15 protein-coding genes are annotated in these 18,085 nt (G+C 62.4%); 4 read left to right on the plus strand and 11 right to left on the minus strand.

Annotated elements, in window-relative coordinates:
• Positions 1-625: 625 nt before the first annotated feature.
• Positions 626-1,060 (minus strand): DoxX family protein, encoded by a 435-nt coding sequence (locus M1D99_RS21375; RefSeq protein ID WP_186710836.1) that lies wholly within the window; start codon positions 1,058-1,060, stop codon positions 626-628.
• A 98-nt stretch (positions 1,061-1,158) separates the two neighbouring features.
• A complete protein-coding gene (locus M1D99_RS21380; RefSeq protein WP_458130739.1) occupies positions 1,159-2,580 on the minus strand; it encodes a transglycosylase SLT domain-containing protein in 1,422 nt (473 codons plus the stop codon).
• A 236-nt stretch (positions 2,581-2,816) separates the two neighbouring features.
• On the opposite strand from M1D99_RS21380, the gene M1D99_RS21385 reads away from it, so the two are divergent.
• The 3 genes from M1D99_RS21385 (at position 2,817) to M1D99_RS21395 (ending at position 5,998) form a co-directional block, all read left to right on the plus strand.
• Positions 2,817-3,626, plus strand: a complete 810-nt coding sequence (locus M1D99_RS21385) for a TatD family hydrolase (RefSeq protein WP_186710820.1) — start codon at positions 2,817-2,819, stop codon at positions 3,624-3,626.
• Between the two features lie 245 nt (positions 3,627-3,871).
• The gene (locus M1D99_RS21390; RefSeq protein WP_434571562.1) at positions 3,872-5,353 is read left to right on the plus strand and encodes a methyl-accepting chemotaxis protein; all 1,482 of its coding nucleotides are present in this window, start codon (positions 3,872-3,874) and stop codon (positions 5,351-5,353) included.
• A gap of 270 nt (positions 5,354-5,623) precedes the next feature.
• Positions 5,624-5,998 (plus strand): terminase, encoded by a 375-nt coding sequence (locus M1D99_RS21395; protein WP_434571564.1) that lies wholly within the window; start codon positions 5,624-5,626, stop codon positions 5,996-5,998.
• A 12-nt stretch (positions 5,999-6,010) separates the two neighbouring features.
• Here the strand turns inward: M1D99_RS21395 and M1D99_RS21400 are convergent, their stop codons facing one another.
• The 3 genes from M1D99_RS21400 to M1D99_RS21410 all read right to left on the minus strand — a co-directional run bounded on the left by M1D99_RS21400 (position 6,011) and on the right by M1D99_RS21410 (position 8,200).
• A complete protein-coding gene (locus M1D99_RS21400; RefSeq protein ID WP_434571566.1) occupies positions 6,011-6,808 on the minus strand; it encodes an acyl-CoA thioesterase in 798 nt (265 codons plus the stop codon).
• A 237-nt stretch (positions 6,809-7,045) separates the two neighbouring features.
• On the minus strand, positions 7,046-7,801 hold the full coding sequence (locus tag M1D99_RS21405) for a CHAD domain-containing protein (protein ID WP_458130740.1): 756 nt from the start codon (positions 7,799-7,801) through the stop codon (positions 7,046-7,048).
• A gap of 108 nt (positions 7,802-7,909) precedes the next feature.
• Positions 7,910-8,200: a hypothetical protein gene (locus tag M1D99_RS21410; RefSeq protein WP_014337256.1), complete on the minus strand. Its 291-nt coding sequence runs from the start codon at positions 8,198-8,200 to the stop codon at positions 7,910-7,912.
• A gap of 208 nt (positions 8,201-8,408) precedes the next feature.
• On the opposite strand from M1D99_RS21410, the gene M1D99_RS21415 reads away from it, so the two are divergent.
• On the plus strand, positions 8,409-9,455 hold the full coding sequence (locus tag M1D99_RS21415; protein ID WP_458130741.1) for a patatin-like phospholipase family protein: 1,047 nt from the start codon (positions 8,409-8,411) through the stop codon (positions 9,453-9,455).
• A 52-nt stretch (positions 9,456-9,507) separates the two neighbouring features.
• On the opposite strand, the gene M1D99_RS21420 is transcribed toward M1D99_RS21415, so the two are convergent.
• The 6 genes from M1D99_RS21420 to kdpF form a co-directional block, all read right to left on the minus strand.
• Positions 9,508-10,206, minus strand: a complete 699-nt coding sequence (locus M1D99_RS21420; RefSeq protein ID WP_458130742.1) for a response regulator — start codon at positions 10,204-10,206, stop codon at positions 9,508-9,510.
• Positions 10,207-10,284: 78 nt separating this feature from the next.
• The gene (locus M1D99_RS21425) at positions 10,285-12,936 is read right to left on the minus strand and encodes a DUF4118 domain-containing protein (RefSeq protein WP_458130743.1); all 2,652 of its coding nucleotides are present in this window, start codon (positions 12,934-12,936) and stop codon (positions 10,285-10,287) included.
• Positions 12,937-13,128: 192 nt separating this feature from the next.
• Positions 13,129-13,674 carry a potassium-transporting ATPase subunit KdpC gene (gene kdpC, locus M1D99_RS21430; protein ID WP_186704741.1) on the minus strand — a complete coding sequence of 182 codons (546 nt, stop codon included), beginning with the start codon at positions 13,672-13,674 and terminating at the stop codon, positions 13,129-13,131.
• A gap of 216 nt (positions 13,675-13,890) precedes the next feature.
• Positions 13,891-15,945, minus strand: coding sequence for a potassium-transporting ATPase subunit KdpB (gene kdpB, locus M1D99_RS21435; protein WP_458132156.1), 2,055 nt, complete (start codon positions 15,943-15,945; stop codon positions 13,891-13,893).
• 10 nt (positions 15,946-15,955) lie between these two features.
• Entirely contained in the window at positions 15,956-17,650 is a 1,695-nt protein-coding gene (gene kdpA / locus M1D99_RS21440; protein WP_458130744.1) for a potassium-transporting ATPase subunit KdpA, read from the minus strand.
• A gap of 8 nt (positions 17,651-17,658) precedes the next feature.
• Positions 17,659-17,748, minus strand: a complete 90-nt coding sequence (gene kdpF, locus M1D99_RS21445; protein WP_003218754.1) for a K(+)-transporting ATPase subunit F — start codon at positions 17,746-17,748, stop codon at positions 17,659-17,661.
• Between the last annotated feature and the right edge of the window lie 337 nt (positions 17,749-18,085).

An 18,085-nucleotide genomic window follows, 5' to 3' on the forward strand; every position in this document is an offset into this window, starting at 1 on the left:
TTTGGTGTGTATATCCGTTTCTGCGGCAACGGCTACTTATGGTTCCGCTCTTACAGCGGGTCACTTTTGGAAAAGCGCCAAAAGTAACCAAAAACGCTTTGCCCCACCACTCGGTGCCTCGCTTAGGCTCGGCATGCCCTCACTCCGGCATTGCTCCGTGGGCCGCCGCGAAGGGCCATCCATGGCCCAGCGCGGCTACCTCGGCATCCATGCCGAGGTGCCCACTGCGCAATGCCTGCGTTCGGCCAGCGTGGTTTAACGGGGCGTCCAGATCAAGATCAAGATCAAGATCCAAAGCAAGAGCAAGAGCAAGAGCAAGAGCAAGAGCAAGAGCAAGAACGGGGCACATGCCGGCATCTATGTGGCTGAGCCACCGCCTTCGCGAGCAGGCTCGCTCCCACAGGAAAAACGCTACACGCTTCTCAACAGTGACCCGCCGTAAGGGCGAAACCCTAAGCCGTCGTTACCGCAGCAACGGATATACACACGATCCATCCAGGAAAAGACGAGTAGATTTTTCCAAAAAGCCGCAAAAAAACGGCGCTTCCCATTTCTGGAAGGAGCGCCGTTTTTCCTAAGTGAACAGCATTACGTACAAGACGGGCCTCGAATTCAAATCGAGCAATCAACCCGCAACGGCACGATCGACCGACAACTTGCCCGCCCCTTCGATCAACACGGCGATACTGCCCCCCAGCAACGCCAGGGCAAACTCATAACCGTTGTTGGCCATGAACAAGCCGTTACCAATGTGCACCGAGAAAATCGCCACCAGCGACACAAACGCCAGGCCCAACGCCGCAGGACGGGCCAGCAGACCGATGATCAACGCCAGGCCGGCAAAAAACTCCGTGCCGCCCGCCAGTGTCGCCATCACATAGCCCGGGGTCAGGCCGATGCTTTCCATCCACTGCGCCGTGCCTGCCAGGCCGTAGCCACCGAACAGACCGAAGAGTTTCTGCGAACCGTGGGCAGCAAAGATGACGCCGACGACGATGCGCAGCACAGTCAAGCCGTAGCCGGCGCGGGTGAACAGGACTTTGTTGATGAACGTGCTCATAAGGTCATTCCTTGGGTAGTGGGGAGTTGGTCGCTATATTAATCAATAAAACTCATGTTAAAGGCGGAAAAATCCGTGATACCAATCAATTTATTCGATCATTTGCGCAATGCAACCTTTTGCTCCTTCGGCTCCAAAGACTCCCGTTCACGATCAAACGCCAGGTAGTACTTATTCACACTATTAACATAGCTGACGGCGCCCATTCCCACCTGCTCCATGGCAATGCGCTCGACTTGGAAAAACCATTGGTTGGGGTTCAGTCCCCGTCGCCGAGCCTCGGCGCGCATACCTTGGACACGCTCGGGGCCCATGTTGTAGGCCGCCAGGACAAAGGCCATGCGTTCGCGCTCGTTGAGCTTGGGGCTGGCGAAGAACTTGCGGCGGATGAGGGCCAGGTACTTGGCGCCGGCTTGCACATTGGCGTCCAGGTTCTGGATGTTATCGACCCCGACGCGCTGGGCCGCCGCCGGGGTGATCTGCATCAGGCCGGTGGGGCCTGAGCCGCTGCGGGCGTTGGGTTGCAGGGCGGATTCCTTGAAGGCCAGGGCCGCCAGGTTGAGCCAGTCCATGCCCTGGGCATCGGCATGTTTTTGCAGCACCGGGCGCAGCTTTTCCAGACGCTGGCGATTGGCCCGGGCCAGCGGATAATGGACTTGGTACAAACGCCGATAGATACGCAGGAATGCCGCGTCTTGATTAGAGGGCACCTTGTAGGTCACCAGGAATCGGTCGATGCTCGCCCGCAGCATGGCGGCGTCACGGCGAACGAACCAGTATTCGTCACCCGGCTCGCCAATCAGCACCTGACGGTCGAAGCGCAGCTTGGGCAGGATCCTGCCCCAGCGCTCGGCGATGGGCTGCTCTACGATGGTCAAATGGAAAATCCCACCCTGAACCATCTCCAGGACATCCTCCACTGCCAGGGAGGGATCGACCCATTCGATCTTCACCGGCGGCAGCTTGAGCAGCGCCAGCTTCTGGTTGATCTGGCTCACGGCGTCCCCCGCCGCGCTGCCGTTGGGCAGGGCCAGGGTCTTGCCGGACAGTTGCTCCACGCGCGTGTAGCGCTTCTCACCCTTGATGCCCACCAGCAGCAAAGGCACGTCGGTACGGATCGGATTGCTGGCACTGACGGCATGGCCGGCCTGGGGCTCAAGCAACTCACCCGGCGCGACGAGGTCGCCCTCCCCACGCTGCAAGGCACCGAGCAGTTGGTCCTTGGCCTTGGGGATGATCTTGAGAGTGATTTCCTGGCCATCCAGGGCGTGGCCATTGAGGTATTGCTCGAAAGCGCGCAGCCGGTGGTATTCGACGCCAATGGGTTGGCCCTGGACTTCACCGGAGCTGTTGCGACTCTGATTGACCAGCACCTTCAACACTCGGCTGCTACGGATTTGCGCCAAGTCGCGCACCGTGCCTGGCGCCACCGCCTGCACTGGGCCAGGCAGCCGCGCTTCGGCCGGCATCGGCAACAGCAGCGAACAACACAACAGTAGCAACGCCTGGGGACGTGTCATCCACTCTCCGGAAGGAATACCGCCGACCGCCTCCCTTGAAAAACGAGGCTGAGTCGACGGAAACAGAGCGTCTGAGACGCCGAAAAAGTGCGGAAGACTGGCACAGCGATGGCCTTTATACCAACCCAATGTGTCTCGCGGCCTTAACAGACAGCCTCAACTCGTTGTAGTTCTTGGTTTTTCTTATAAATCTACAGCTCTGATATGCTTTCCGGCCTTTGGGCCGAGGTAGCACCATGCAACTCATCGATATCGGCGTCAACCTGACCAACCCCAGTTTCGCCGACAAACACCAGGCGGTACTTGAGCGCGCCTATGAATCCGGGGTCTGCCAATTGGTTCTGACCGGCACCAGCCTCGAGGGCAGCGAACAGGCCCTGGAACTGTGCCAACAGCTCGACGACACCGGGCAGCGGCTGTTTTCCACCGCTGGCATTCACCCCCACAGCGCCAGCGAGTGGACCGCCGACAGCGCCCGGCACCTCAAGGACCTGCTGATGCACAGCCGCGTGCGTGCGGTGGGCGAATGCGGACTGGATTTCAACCGGGACTTCTCTCCTCGGCCCCAGCAGGAAAAAGTCTTGGAGGAGCACCTCGCCCTGGCAGTCCAGTTGCAACTGCCGGTCTTCCTCCATGAGCGCGACGCCGACCAGCGCTTGCTGGACATCCTCCGGGATTTTCGCGATCAGTTGCCGGCGGCCGTGGTGCATTGCTTCACCGGTGAAAAAAAGGCGCTGTTCAGCTACCTCGACCTGGACCTGCACATCGGCATCACGGGCTGGATTTGCGACGAACGCCGGGGCACGCACCTGCACCCATTAGTGCGTGAAATACCCCGCGGTCGGATGATGCTTGAAAGCGACGCGCCCTACTTGCTGCCCCGTACGCTGCGGCCCAAACCCAAGAACGGGCGCAACGAGCCGGCCTACCTGACGGAGGTCCTGCGCGAAGTGGCCTTGCACAGGGGTGAAACCCAGGAAGACCTGGCCGACCACAGCACCGCCTGCGCCCGGGCGTTTTTTGGTTTGCCCACTCTTTCCGAATGAACCCGCATTCCCCTGTGGGAGCGGGCTTGCTCGCGAATGCGTTGGATCAGTCACTACTGTATTTGCTGATCTACCGCATTCGCGAGCAAGCCCGCTCCCACAAGAGATCCGGTTGTCTGTTAGTCCATATCAAAATCCCCGGCACCTCAGCTGTCCGTTGACCCACATCAAAACCCAGCCTCCTGAGTAGCGGCACAATAATGGCACCTTGCCAATGCTGTTTCCGCTATCAGAGAAAACCTTCCATGGGTGCCTGGCTTAGCAATATCTCGTTGAAATACAAATTCTGGGCGGTCAATGCAGTCGCCTTTATCACCACGTTGCTGCTGGTGCTCTACGCCGTGCACCTCGAACAGCAAGCCCGCAACCACGCGGCCCAGGCGAACGCCCGGGTCCAGGCACAGGTGCTCGACGCCTGGCCTACTGGACAACCCGTGCCCAAAGCCAACAACCTTTTGGCATTCCAGCGCGGGCAGATCCCGGTGTTCAATGAGCAACCGTTGCCTTCGCTGGTGCAGGCCGAGGGCTGGGTCGAATTCGATGCCGGGCCGCTGTTGGGCGACAATCCGCTGCTGGGTGCCCAGGTGATCCGTCGAGGTGACGGCCAGCAACTCGCGGTATTGGCCCATGGTGCAAGCCTGAGCCAAGTGTTCGGTGAACGCTTCAGCCAATACGCCGTGGCGGTGTTCGTGTTGATGCTGGCGATGTTGGGCGCGTCGCAACTGTTGATCCGCTTTTTGCTCAGCCAGCTCAATACGCTCAAGGATGTGATGCTGCACGTGGAAAAAACCGGCGACTTGTCCGCCCGCGTGCCCCTGGCCTGCAAGGATGAAGTGGGCCAGATGGCGGCGGCATTCAATGCCATGCAAGCCGGCTATCAACGGGTGGTCGACACCGTTGCCAGCACCGCCCGGCAGTTGGACAGTGGTGCGGCGCGCCTGGCGTCGAGCATGAACGAGGTACGCCACGGCATGCTCGGCCAGCAAAGCGAAACCGATCAGGCGGCTACGGCGATCAACGAAATGTCCGCCACGGTTTATCACATCGCCCAGCACGCCGGCGCCACCCGCGACCTGTCGAAAACCGCCGACACCCTGGCCGGCAATGGCCACGAAGTGGTCGGCCGGGTGCAGCAGTCGATCACCGGGTTGTCTTCGGGCGTGCAGCAGACCGCCGAGATGATCCAACGCCTGGCCGAAGACAGCCAGAAGATCAACGGCGTGGTCAATGTGATCCACAGCATCGCCGAACAAACCAATCTGCTGGCCCTGAACGCGGCCATCGAAGCAGCGCGGGCTGGGGAAATGGGCAGGGGGTTTGCCGTAGTGGCCGACGAGGTGCGCAATCTGGCCAAGCGAGTCCAGACGTCCACGGACGAAATCACCACCATGGTCTCGGCCCTGCAAGCCGGAACCCGGGACGCGGTGGACTTCATGCAGGAGAGTTCGCTCAAGGCCGACGACTGCGTACAACAGGCCCGCGAGGCCGGCGATGCGTTGGCGCAGATCACCGCAGCGGTGGCGCAGATGCGCGAGAGCAATACCCAGATTGCCGTTGCGGCCGAGCAGCAAAGCCACGTCGCCGAAGAAATGAACCGGGCGGTGGTGAGCATTCGCGACGTGACCGAAAATACCGTGCGCCAGACCGTGGATTCAGCCACCACCAGTGACGAACTGGCAACGTTGGCGGGGGAGTTGAGCAAGGCGATCGGGCAGCTGAAACTGTAGAAACTGGCTTGCCCAACTCCCCTGTATTGAGGGAATGCCCTCTGTGGGAGCAAGGCTTGCCCGCGATGGGGGCACCTCGGTTCACCAAAGACCGTATCGCGCCCATCGCGGGCAAACCTTGCTCCCACAGCCCTTACAAAACAAATAAGTCCCTTGCCACAACAGCAAAACTGTATGGCCACCTATCGCTTCGATAGCCAACCGCCATTCGCCGCACCGCCCGCCCGGACCTATCCTTGGGTTATTCGGTTTCGTTCAAGGAATAGCATCATGGGCAAACGTCACCCCAACCTTCCGGCCTGGCAATGGCGCGCCTACCCCGGCAATCATCGCCACCCCACCAACCTGGTGTTGCACCTGATTGCCGTGCCGCTGTTCATCATCGCGTTTCTGCTGATTGTGTCGGGGGTGTTCAGCTTGAGCCTGGGCGATGTCGCCATCGGTGTCATCGGCCTCCTCGCGGCGTTGGGCTTGCAGCGCCACGGCCACAGCCTGGAGACCCAGACCTCCGAACCGTTCAGCGACCGCAAGGATGCAGTCTCACGCCTATTGGTGGAGCAGTTCCTGACGTTTCCGCGGTTCTTCCTCAGCGGTGGCTGGTGGCGCGCCTGGCGCGATCGCCACCGTCACAACCGCAAGCCTTAACCGAAGAAACCTTTAACCAAAGATCGTTACGGTCTGCCGGCTCAGGGCGATCAAGCGACCATCGGCGCTCCAGAACTTCGCGGCGACATGGCCGTAGCCGTCCTGGGCATGCTCGATCTCGGCCAGGTATTTGCACCAGTCCAGCGTCGTGAGCTCCAGCAACGGCTGGACGAACTCGATGGTCCAGGTGAGCGTACTGCCGGGGGCCATTTGCGAGAGGTGCGGCAACAACGCCGGCGGCCAGGCGTCCACCAAGGCCAGGATATGGCTTTCGTTAAGCGGCTCCTCCTGCACATCACCGCGCAAGCGCACCCAGCCGCCCATGCTCCGGGATTTATTGCCGCTGAACGGCAAGCCGCCGACGCTCCAACGCATCGCCAGGTGCCGCATGAATTCCGGGGTCATGCCCTTGACGTAAGGCAGTTCCTGGCATTGCTCCACGCTTTTGAAATCCGGCGCGGGGTCGGCCTGCACCGCCACCACGGACGAGCGCGAGGCGCCAAAGCTGCCTTGCACCACGGTCACCACCTGGCCGTTCTGCACCGCCCGCCCCAACACCTGGCTCACCGCCTTGCCTTCACGCAACACATCGACTTCAAAACTCACCGGCACGTCGGGCTCGACCGGGCCGACGAAGGTGATCGCCAGCGAACGCACCGGGCGATCGGCCGGCACTCGGGCACGCATCGCCTCATATTGCAGCGCCGCCACCAACCCGCCAAAACTGGCCCGACCCTGGCCCCATTCTGGCGCGATGGTCACCGCGCCTGGCTGCCGGCGCACGGCATCGATCAACTCGGAAAAGCGCATGACGACCTCGAAAACAGGGGAAAAGGATGAAGGCATCTTAACCAGCCCGGACGGGCGGCACAGGGCTCATTCCGGCCAAAGAGACTGACAGAAAAGCCGCCATTTTTGAATTCACCCCCAATCAACTGTGGGAGCGGGCTTGCTCGCGAAGGCGGTGGGTCAGTCACAACTGTATGAACTGATCTATCGCCTTCGCGAGCAAGCCCGCTCCCACAGAGGCATGTACAGGGTTCAGGATTATTCGAAGCAACTGGCAATCAACTTGTCGAGCACCTTGTCGGACTTGGCCTCGGCCTTTTCCATCGTGGCGTGCCAGGTCGGCACGCAAGCGTGCAGATCGGTTTCTTCCTTGGCCCTGGCCAGCCATTGCCAGCAATCGTGCCAGTCGCCCAGCGCGCCTTGGGCGGACTTGAGCCGGGGCATGGCGGCTTCGGGCAGGCGGTCGAGTTCAGGATAAGCTTCGATGGCGTAGCGCACGCGCTTGATCAACAGGCGCAACCGGTGACGGTCATGGGCCGGATCGCGCAGGGCTTCGTCGAGTTTCTTCCATTGCTTGTCCAGGCGCTTTTCGATGCGTTTGCGCAAGCCCTTCAGCAACCCCTCACGCTGGGCGGCGCGAATGAAGCGCGGGAAGGCATCGAGGATCATCAACAACTGGGCCAGTTCGACACTGGCGGCCACGGCGGGATAGGCATCGGCCATTTGCACCTGGCGTTGCCGCGCCGCCTCGGCCTGGCCATGTTGCTCAAGGTACGCAGCCAATACTTCGCGGTCGCGCAGGGGGGTGGTCAGGGTGCCGACCGCCGAAGCCGCCGTCTCCAGTTGTTCGACGCCGGGCAATCCACGCAGCGGACGCAATAAGCTGCGCAAACGGCGTACCGTGGTGCGCAGGTCATGCAGGGCTTCGCTGTCGGTGTGGGCATTCAAGCGGGCCTGACAGGCCAGCAGCCGGACTTCCAGGCCCAATATGCGGGCCACCAGCCGATCGATCATGGGGCGTACTCCGTACGCAGCTTCAAGTAGCAAGCTTCAAGCTGCAAGTGAGGAGCGACGTGTAGCGCCCTCTTGCAGCTTGAAGCTTAAAGCTTGCAGCTGCCTTTATCACCTTCCCGCGCGGGATTCGCGGATGTAGAAACGCGCCTTCTCGGCTTTCTTGGCGCAGCCTTCGAACGCTTCGAATTGCTGCTGGGTCTTGGCGCCGGTCAGCAAAGACAAGGCCTTGGAGTAGCTGACGGTGCCGGCAAAACCTTCGGCCTTGGCCAGATCCAGTTCACGCCAGGCGCTGTCGAGTTGGCTGCCACAGCTGTCACGGTAAGCGGTTTTGCCTGCGCAACCAGCCAGGGCCAGAACCATCAGGGATGCCACCAGGGGCAAGCAGATCCGGGCTTTCATCGATTACACCTCAAGTCAGAAAAACAGTCGTGCTGGTAAGACGGTCGCACCGGCAAAAAGTGCCAAGGCCCGACCGGGTAAATTCCAGTGTGGGGAAGAATACGCAAATGCCGCGCTGGCGTATCAAATAACGACGCGTGCGCCACAATGATTGAGCCGAGCCGTCGATGAGTGCATTGTTGAAGTCTGTTCGACAAGAGGCCGGGTCATGACAAAACGTGTCGCATTGGTATTGGGTTCGGGTGGGGCCCGGGGCTATGCCCATATCGGGGTGATCGAAGAAATCGAACGGCGTGGCTACGACATTGCCTGCATCGCCGGTTGTTCCATGGGCGCTGTCGTCGGCGGGATCTATGCCGCGGGCAAGCTCAAGGATTACCGCGACTGGATCGAAAGCCTCGACTACCTGGATGTCCTGCGGCTGGTGGACGTCAGCTTTCGCCTGGGGGCGATTCGCGGTGAAAAAGTGTTCGGGCAGATCCACAAGATCGTCGGCGACATCAATATCGAGGACCTGCGCATTCCCTACACCGCCGTGGCCACCGACCTGACCAACCAGCAGGAAATCTGGTTCCAGGAAGGTTGCCTGCACCAGGCAATGCGCGCCTCGGCGGCGATTCCCAGCCTGTTCACGCCCGTGATGCAAGGCAACCGCATGTTGGTGGACGGTGGTCTGCTCAATCCGTTGCCGATCGTGCCGGTGGTGTCGAGCCACTGCGACCTGATCATCGCCGTCAACCTCAACGCCACCAACCAGAAACAGTATCGATTACCGGTGATTCCGCGCCCCGCCGCGTTCCGGCGCCGCTTCGATACCCTGGTCAGCTCACTGGGTTCGCGCCTGCCGTTTCGCCGCAAGCAGGCCGAACAACTGTTGCTGCTGGAGCAGGAAGCCTTGAAGGCCGAGGCGGCCGAGGCGGCCGACATCAACCCATGGATCGACTCGGCCGAGCCCGAAGGCCAACAACCGGCTGCCGCGCCGGAGAATGAAGGCGCGCCGAAATCCGCCACCGGTTCATTCATCATCGATAACGTCGGCCCAGCCTCGTTGCTGGACTTGATCAACCAGAGTTTCGAAGTGATGCAGACCTCCCTGGCCCAGTACAAGATCGCCGGTTACCCGCCAGATGTGCTGATCAACGTGCCTAAGCGGGTGTGCCGGTTTTTCGAGTTCTACAAGGCGCCGGAATTGATCGCCCTGGGGCGGGAGATTGCCAGCGATACCCTGGATCGGTATGAGCGTGAGCAGAACTGAATGTGATCACAGGCCTCCTGTGGCCACAACAGCGCTTGGCTTGACCTTGTTGTTAAACAGCACCCTCCCCCAACAACCGATACCCCACCCCCGCCTCGGTCACGATGAACCGCGGCCGGGTCGGGTCGTCGGCCAACTTCTGGCGCAAGTGACCGACCACGATCCGCAGGTAGTGACTGTCTTCGGTGTGGGTCGGGCCCCAGATGTCCTTGAGCAATTGTTGCTGGGTGATGACCCGCCCCGGATGCCGCGCCAGTTGCGCCAGGACGGCGTACTCCTTGCGGGTCAAGGCCACTTCGGCGTCGTCCAGCAGCACCCGTCGATAGGCCAGGTCCACCGTCAGCGGTCCGAACTTCAGCGCCGCTTCCTGCGGCTCGCCAGCCGGGGCCTGGCGCAACAGGGCGCGAATACGGGCGAGGAACTCCTGGATGCCGAACGGCTTGGTCACGTAATCGTTGGCGCCGTTGTCCAGCGCCTCGACTTTTTGCGCTTCGCTGGCCCGCACCGAGAGCACCAGCACCGGCACCGTCGACCATTGGCGAAACTCGCGCAACACCTCCTGGCCGTCCATGTCCGGCAGGCCCAGGTCGAGCACCAGTAAGTCGGGTTTGTTCAGCGCAGCTTGGGCCAGCCCTTCGGCGCCGGTGCCGGCTTCCAGCACCTTGTAGCCTTGGGAGCTCAGGCTGATGCGCAGGAATTTGCGGATCTGCGGTTCGTCATCGATGACCAAAAGGGTCGCGGTCTGGCTCATGGGGCTCGTTCATTGCAATCAAATGGAAAGGCTAGCAGGTCGCAAGCTGCTGGTAGCAAAAGAGTATCTCAGCCGGGCTCAAGCTTCATCGTCCATGCCTGGTTGCGCCTGCAACGGCAGGTGCAGCGTGATGCAGGTGCCGCGTCCGTCGAGACCTTCGGCCACACTGATCCGCCCGCCGTGGGCGCCGACCATACCCTGACAGATCGCCAACCCCAACCCCGTGCCCTGCCCGCCACGATCACCACGGGCGGCGGTATAGAACATGTCGAAGATTTTCTCCCGTTCCTCTTCAGGAATCCCGGGCCCTTCATCGGCCACGGCAAAAAACACCTCGCTGTCGGTCGCCCCGGCGCTCAGCAACAGGCGTCCGTGGGCCGGCGAGAAGCGCGCCGCGTTCTCCAGCACGTTCACCAGCGCCTGTTCGATCAATGCCGCATGGACATGCAACAAGGGCAATTCAACAGGCACCTCGACACTGAGCGCCAGGGGCGCCAGCACCGCCCGCAGGCGGTTCAGCGCGCTGCCGACGATATCGGCCGGCGCCACCCAGTCCCGCGCCAGCTTCAGGGCGCCGTGGCCGAGACGGGTCATGTCCAACAGGTTCTGGATGTAGCGATCCAGTCGCTCGGCTTCATCGCGGGTGCCTTCGAGCAAGTCGCGACGATCGGCCAGCGGGATCGCCTCCCCCAGCGCCAGCAAGCTGTCGATGCTGCCGCGCATGGCGGTCAGCGGCGTGCGCAGGTCGTGGGACACTGAAGCCAGCAAGGCGCTGCGCAGTTGTTCGGTTTCACCATGCAGACGCGCCGCCTCCAGGTCCTGGGCCAGTTGCGCCCGCGCCAGCGCCTGGGCCAAGGGTTGACTGAGGGCCGCCAGCAAACGGCGGCGCTGGCCACTCAACGGCTTGCCTTCTTTCGGGCATACGCCCAGCAACGCCAACGGCCCGCCTTCGGCCGACAACGGCCACCACCACCAACGTCCAGAAGGCAAGGTGCCGGTGCCGGCGCCCGCCGGTTGATCGTGCTGCCACGACCAGTCGGCCGCCGCGCGCTCGGCCTCGGTGAAGGTCAACGATTCACCGCTTTCGATTTTCCAACCGCCCTGGCCGTCGCGGTTGAGCAAGCACAGTTGCAAGTCATGCCAATCGTTGAAGTGCTGCACGGCGGCGCTGATCACCGCCTGGCGGTCGGTGGCGGCCGTGAGTTTGCGGGACAGGTCGAGCAGCTCGCCGGTTTCCTGTTGGGTATCGCGCAAGGCCTGCAACTGGCGACGCTGGCGCGCGGCAAGATTGCCGGTCAGGGCCGCCATGAGCAGGAAAAACACCAGCGTCAGCACGTCTTCTTCGCGCTGGATGGTCAGGGAAAAGTTCGGCGGGATGAACAGGAAGTCATAAGCCAGGAACGACAGCGCCGCGCAGGCCAGCGCCGGGCCGAGACTACTGCGCACCGCCACCAGCAACACCGCCATCAGGAACAACAGGGAAATATTGGGCAATGCCAACAACCCCGAGATACCCCAGGCCAATGCGCTGGCCGCCGCGGTCGCCAGCAACGCCAGCACATAATCGAACCCGGTCTGGACGGCACCGGAACGCACCCGGGCAGGACGCGGTTGCTCATCGCTGTCCAACACGTTGATCTCCAGCCCCCGGGCATCGCGCAGCAAACGGGAAGCGAGGCCGCCGCCAAACAAGCGTCGGCGCAGACGTGGCCGGGACTGGCCCACCAGCACCAGCGTGGCGCGCCGTTCGCTGGCATGCTGGATCAGCGTCCTGGCCACTTCGCCGGCCCGCAGCAGCACCACTTCGCCACCGAGGCGCTCGGCCAGTTGCTGGGCATTCTGCAAGCGTTGGCGCGAGGCTTCGTCACGGGCACTGCCGTTGTCCACATGCACCAGGCTCCACGGCAGATGCCGACGCTGGGCAACGCGGCTGGCGTGGCGCACCAGGCGTTCCGCCTGCACGTCACCGTCCACGCCCACCAGCAAGCGTCCGCGCACCGCTGGCGCGGCCTGGCCCAGTTGTCTGTAGCCCTGGGCCAAGTCATTGTCGACCTGGGCGGCGGCGGTCTGCATCGCCAGCTCACGCAAAGCGGTCAGGTTGGTCTGGGAAAAAAACGCATCGATCGCCGCCCTGGCCTGTTCCGGCACGTAGACCTTGCCATCGCGCAGGCGCTCCAGCAGCTCACGCGGCGGCAGGTCAATCAGCAGCAGTTCATCGGCTTCCTGCAGGACCCAGTCCGGCAAGGTTTCGCGCACCTGCACACCGGTGATGCCTCGCACTTGGTCGTTGAGGCTTTCCAGATGCTGGACATTGACCGTGGTGTAGACGTCGATGCCCGCCGCGAGCAGTTCCTGGATGTCCTGCCAGCGTTTGGCATGGCGGCTGCCGGGGGCGTTGCTGTGGGCCAGTTCGTCCACCAGGACCAAGGTTGGCCGGGCGGCGAGCAGACCGTCGAGGTCCATTTCCTCGAGCATCACACCGCGATATTCCGAGCGCAGCAACGGCTGCTGCACCAGGCCGCCGAGCAGCGCTTCGGTTTCACTGCGACCGTGGGTCTCCACCACCCCGGCGATGACTTTCACGCCTTGGCGCAATTGGCTGTGAGCCGCTTGCAGCATGGCGTAGGTCTTGCCCACACCCGGGGCCGCGCCCAGGAAGACCTTGAGTCGACCACGGTCGTTGCGGGGCAGATTGGCTAACAGTGCGTCGGCGCGGCCGGAGTCGCTCATGGCGTGGAAATCTCTTTCAAATATTGATCAAACACCCTGTGGGGAGCCGGACCTGTGGGAGCAAAGCTAATGGGAACTGGACCTGTGGGAGCAAAGCTTGCTCGCGATCAAGGCGACACAGTTCAACGGATGGACCGCGTTATCGTTCATCGCGAGCAAGCTTTGCTCCCACAGGCTTTGCTCCCACAGGTTTTACAGTTTTTCCAGGGCCAGGTTCAGCGCCAGCACATTCACCACAGGCGGGCCCACCAAGGGTTGCTGGATGTTGACGTCGAGCAGTTGCTGCAACGTCGAGATCGGCAGGTTGCGCGCCGCGGCGACACGCGCCAGTTGATAGGCAATCGCCGCCGGAGGCAAGTGCGGATCCAGCCCGCTGGCGGAGGTGGTCAACAGCGCCAGCGGCACCGGGCCCTGACCGGGCACCTGGAGCTTGCCGGCGGCATCGATCACCCGTGTGGCCAGGGCCGGATTGCTCGGGGAAAAGTTGCTGGCGCCGCTAGCGACCGTGGCGAAGGCACCGGCCGATGGCCGTGGATGAAACCAGGCATCACCGGTGAAATCCTGGGCGATCAGCGTAGAGCCTCGGACCTTGCCGGCGGCGTCGACGATCAGGCTGCCGTTGGCCTGGGCGGGGAACGCGACTTGCGCCACGCCGGTGACCACCAGCGGGTAAGCGACACCGGTGATCAGGCTCATCAGTAATAACAGGCTCAAGGCCGGGCGAATCAGAGTGGACATCTCAAAACCCTCGAATAAGAAAATAGCTGATTTGCAGGCATACCTGTTTGTGGCGAGGGAGCTTGCTCCCGCTGGGCTGCGCAGCAGCCCCGAAGACCTGCGACGCGGTGTGGCAGATAGATTGCGTTCAGCTTCTTTGGGGCTGCTTCGCAGCCCAGCGGGAGCAAGCTCCCTCGCCACAAAAGCTTCTCCTGTCACAACAACCAAGCATCAGGCTCAAACCAGCCCCAACGCCGTCAGCAACATATCGATCGCCTTGATCCCCACGAACGGCACCACGATCCCGCCCAGGCCATAGATCAACAGATTGCGCCGCAACAACGCCGCCGCGCTTGCCGCTTGCACGCGCACGCCGCGCAGGGCCAGGGGGATGAGCACGACGATGATCAAGGCGTTGAAGACAATCGCCGACAAAATCGCGCTCTGCGGGCTGCTCAGGTGCATCACGTTCAACACGCCGAGCTGTGGATAAATCGAGGCGAACAGTGCCGGCAAAATGGCAAAGTATTTGGCGATGTCATTGGCGATGGAAAAAGTGGTCAGCGCCCCACGGGTCACCAGCAACTCCTTGCCGATCTGCACCACGTCCAGCAGTTTGGTCGGGTCGCTGTCGAGATCGACCATGTTGGCCGCCTCCCGCGCGGCCTGGGTGCCGTCGTTCATCGCCATGCCGACATCGGCCTGGGCCAGCGCCGGGGCGTCGTTGGCGCCGTCGCCACACATGGCCACCAGCCGACCGTCATTTTGCTCGTGACGGATACGCGCCAATTTCTTCTCCGGCGTGGCCTCCGCCAACACATCATCGACACCCGCCTCGGCGGCAATCGCCGCGGCAGTCAGCGGATTATCGCCGGTGACCATCACCGTGCGGATCCCCAGCTTGCGCAACTCGGCGAAACGCTCGCGGATGCCCGGTTTGACCACGTCTTTGAGGTGGATGGCACCCAGCAACCGGCCGTCCACACACACCAGCAGCGGCGTGCCGCCACTCTGGGCGATCTTGTCGACCTCCCGCGCCAGTGCCGACGGCAACTCATTGCGTGCAAGGCCGATGAAATCCAGCAAGGAATCCACGGCGCCCTTGCGGTAGATGCGGCCTTGATAGTCGACCCCGGACAAACGGGTTTCAGCACTGAACGGCACAGCCGTCAGCGCTTCGATGCCAGGCTCGGGCTGTGGTTGCAAACCGCGCAGGTACTCGACGATGGACTTGCCCTCGGCCGTGTCATCGGCCAACGAGGCGAACAGCGCGCCTTCGGCCAGTTCCTTGGCGCTCACACCGGGGGCGGCATAGACCGCCGTGCAGCGACGATTGCCAAAGGTGATGGTGCCGGTCTTGTCCAGCATCAACACATGCACGTCCCCCGCCGCCTCGACCGCGCGGCCGGATTTGGCGATCACGTTCAGGCGCACCAAGCGGTCCATCCCGGCGATGCCGATGGCCGACAGCAACCCCCCGATGGTGGTGGGAATCAAGGTGACCAGCAGGGCCACCAGAAACACCAGCGGCAGGCTGGCGTTGGCGAAATGGGCGAACGGCTGCAGCGTCACCACCACTAGCAGGAAGATCAGCGTCAGGCCGATCAACAGGATGTCCAGCGCCACCTCGTTCGGCGTTTTCTGGCGCTTGGCACCTTCCACCAAAGCGATCATGCGGTCCAGGGTGGACTCACCAGGATTGCTGGTGATGCGTATTAGCAGCCAGTCGGAGACCAGTCGCGTATTGCCGGTGACGGCCGAGCGATCGCCGCCGGATTCGCGGATGACCGGCGCCGATTCGCCAGTGATCGCCGCCTCATTGACCGCGGCGATGCCTTCGATCACTTCACCGTCGCCGGGGATCATGTCGCCGGCCTCGACGCGCACCACATCGCCTTTGCGCAGACGGGTGGCGGGGATGATTTCAAAACCGCTGGCGGTCTGGCGACGGGCATTGAGGCCTTCGCTGCCGGCCTTCAAGCTGTCGGCCCGGGCCTTGCCCCGCCCTTCGGCCAAGGCTTCGGCGAAGTTGGCGAACAGCACCGTGAACCACAACCACAGCGCAATTTGCGCGGCGACGAAGGTCGGCACGGCGCTGTCAGGAATGAAGCACAACACGGTGGTGAGGATCGCGGTCAGCTCCACCACCAGCATCACCGGTGCACGGTGCAACTGGCGAGGATCGAGCTTGACGAAGGCTTGCAACAACGCCGGGCGCCAGAGGGCCGACAGGTGAGTCTTGGGTTGCTCCGGCGCCTTGGCGGCGATGGTTTTGCTCATTGGCATATTCATCATCAAGTCCTCAGAAGCCCATGCTCAGGTGCTCGGCAATCGGCCCCAGCGCCAGGGTCGGCAGGAAGGTCAAGCCGCCGACCAGCAGGATGGTCACGGTCAACAGGGTCACGAACAGCGGGCCGTGGGTGGGAAAGCTGTTCTGGCCAATCGGCGCGGTCTTCTTCAAGGCCAGGCTGCCGGCCAACGCCAGCACCGGCAGGATGTAGCCGAACCGACCGATCAGCATGCCCAGGCCCAGCATCAGGTTGTGGAAGGGTGTATTGGCACCGAACCCGGCGAATGCCGAACCGTTGTTCGCCCCCGCCGAGGTGTAGGCGTACAACAACTGGCTGAAACCATGGGCGCCAGGGTTGCTTACCGCCGCGGCCGGCCCGGGCAGGCTGGCGGCGACAGCACCCAGCACCAGCACGCTGACGGGCATCACCAGCAGCGTTGCGACCAACAGTTGCACCTCTCGGGCGCCCAGCTTCTTGCCCAGGTATTCCGGGGTGCGACCGATCATCAAGCCGGCCAGGAACACCGCGATCAGCACGTTCAACAGCATCCCGTAGAGCCCGGCCCCGACGCCGCCGAAGATCACCTCGCCGACCATCATGTTCACCAGCGACACCATGCCACTGATCGGGTTGAGGCTGTCGTGCATGCCATTGACCGAGCCGTTGGACGCAGCCGTGGTGGTCACCGACCACAGCACGGTGGCGGTGGTGCCGAAGCGGGTTTCCTTGCCTTCCAGCGGTGCGGTTTGTTCGACGGCCGGGTTGTCCAGGGCCGGGTTGGGCTGGTATTCGGCCCACAGTGACGTGGCGCCGCCGATCAGGAACAGCGCCAACATGCAGGCGATGATCGCGCGGCTCTGGCGCAAGTCCTTGACGTAATGACCGAAGGTGAACACCAGCGCGGCGGGAATCAGGATGATCGAAGCGACTTCGAACAGGTTGCTCCAGGCCGTCGGGTTTTCGAAGGGGTGCGCCGAGTTGACGCCGAAGAAACCGCCGCCGTTGGTACCCAGTTGCTTGATGGCGATCTGGCTGGCGGCCGGCCCTAGCGGGATGACCTGGTCGGCACCCTGCAGCGTGAGCCCATGCACATAGTGGGCGAAGGTCTGCGGCACGCCCTGCCAGACCAGGAATAACGCCAGCAGCAGGCACAGCGGCAACAGCCCGTAGAGGGTGGCGCGGGTCATGTCGACCCAGAAGTTACCCAGCGTCGTGGCGGACTTGCGCCCGATGCCGCGACACAGCGCCACCAGCACAGCCAAGCCGGTGGCCGCGCTGACAAAGTTCTGCACGGTCAGGCCGACCATCTGGCTCAAGTAGCTCAGGGACGCTTCACCGCTGTAGGACTGCCAGTTGGTGTTGGTCATGAAGCTCACGGCCGTGTTGAAGGCCTGGGTCCACTCCATGCCGGGCAGTTGCTCGGTATTGAGGGGCAAATACCCCTGCAGCAGCAGAATCGCAAGCAGCAAGACAAAACCCGCCAGGTTGAACGCGAGCAAGGCCAGGGTGTATTTCTGCCAGCTCTGCTCAACGGTGGCGTCGACACCGGCCAGGCGATAGCAACCGCGCTCCACCGGGCTGAGAATCGGCGAAAGCCACGTGCGCTGGCCTTCCATCACCCGGTAGTAAAAACGCCCCAGAAACGGTGCCGGAACCAGCACCAGGGCGAAAAAGGGGAGGATCAGCCCGAAGTCATAACCGTGCATAACCGCTCCTAGTTCCGATCGGCGCGCAACAGCGCAACCAGCAGATAAATGAACAGCGCCACTGCCAGCAGCAGCGACACCCCGTCCAGAACACTCATGGGATTTCTCCGTGGTACGGCGTCGTGCCGTGTGGGGAGTGATTGTCTGCAGGGAGGCTGTAAAGGAGCGAGATCGAGAGCGGGATTGGGGGATAAAGAATCTGTAAAGAATGTATTTATCGCGTTGTTATGGCGGTGATCGGGAGGGCCTCTTCGCGAGCAAGCCCGCTCCCACAAGGATTTGTGGTGTGCATGAAGTCGACTGTTCACCGCAAGTCCAGTGTGGGAGCGGGCTTGCTCGCGAAGGCGGCATCATCAGCGCCAACGCCCTCAACTGGCGCACAACAGGGGCACATAAAGCAGCGAACATCCCCGATACGACACGATTCCACCCGTT

This window comes from Pseudomonas sp. R3-41 (genome assembly GCF_054161485.1).